Origin of the sequence: Halomonas sp. 11-S5 (genome assembly GCF_029889825.1) — a bacterium.
Classification (GTDB): domain Bacteria; phylum Pseudomonadota; class Gammaproteobacteria; order Pseudomonadales; family Halomonadaceae; genus Halomonas.
Window position 1 is genome coordinate 1 of the sequence record NZ_JARANW010000064.1, and the last position, 507, is coordinate 507.

The 507-nt window shown below is 68.0% G+C and carries 1 protein-coding gene; it reads right to left on the reverse strand.

Annotated elements, in window-relative coordinates:
- The coding region (locus tag OP497_RS17550; protein ID WP_280550778.1) for a TRAP transporter large permease subunit at positions 1-393 on the reverse strand (393 nt) is incomplete at its 3' end.
- Positions 394-507 lie beyond the last annotated feature (114 nt).

Genomic DNA, 507 nt, shown 5'->3' on the forward strand with positions numbered 1-507 from the left:
CATCTGCGGCAGCGCCAGGATGCCCAGCAGCACGATCTCGCCGCCGATGATCCCCGACAGCGCGGCGAGGAAGAAGGCCACCACGATGGTCTGCACCGCCACGCCCCCGGGCAGTCGCCCGGCGAACACCCGCATGGCGTTGAACAGGTCCTTGGCGATGCCGGAGCGGTCGAGCAGCGAGGCCATCAGCACGAACATCGGTACCGCCACCAGCGAGTACTCGGTGATGAAGCTGAACACCCGGCTGGTGACCAGCGGCAGCGCCGTCTCGCCGAACCAGCCGAAGGTGAAGACCATGGCCACCAGGCCGGTGATGAAGGCCAGCGGCAGGCCGGTGACCAGCAGGCCGAAGATGGCGGCGATCATCAGGATCGTGGCCGTCCCGATATCCATCAGCGTGTCTCCCTGTCGGTGGACTCATGGGCGGCGGGCTCATGGTCGGCGGGACGGGCGCGAATCGACTGCACCAGATGGAGCAGCGCCTGCAGGGCCATCAGCGCCAGGGCG